We start from the raw sequence: 434 nt of genomic DNA, 5'->3' as shown, positions 1-434 counted from the left end.
GTGGACGGCGACGAGACCCTGTGGGGCGGTGTCGCCGGGGAGATCGGCCCCGCCGCGGTGGAGCTGGGCGGCCCGCGCGCGGCGCTCGCCCGTCGGCTGCTGCGCTGGCGGGCGGCGGGCGCGCTGCTCGTCCTGGTCAGCAACAACGACGAGGACACCGTCCGCGCCGTCCTGGACCGCCCCGAAAGCCTGCTGCGCGCCGAGCACTTCTGCGTGCTGTCCGCGGCCTGGGAACCCAAGTCCCGGCGCTTGGACGCCGTCGCCCGCACCCTCAACCTCGGCCTGGACAGCTTCCTCGTCCTCGACGACCACCCGGCCGAGATCGCCGCGATGCGCGCCGCCCGGCCCGAGGTGCTGTCGGTGACCTGCCCGCCCGCGGCCGGCCTGGACCGGTTCCTGGACGTGCTGTGGCCGCTCGTGCCCGCGGCGGCCAC

Annotated in this window: 1 protein-coding gene; it reads left to right on the top strand. The window is 76.7% G+C overall.

Annotation, left to right across the window (positions count from 1 at the left end; genetic code table 11):
* Nucleotides 1-434, top strand: a 434-nt coding sequence (locus AC5RWQ_RS30560) for an HAD-IIIC family phosphatase (protein ID WP_494286059.1), incomplete at both ends; no start/stop codon positions are given.

Source organism: Micromonospora sp. BS32 (genome assembly GCF_059089345.1).
This window is presented reverse-complemented; position numbering and strand designations above follow the sequence as displayed.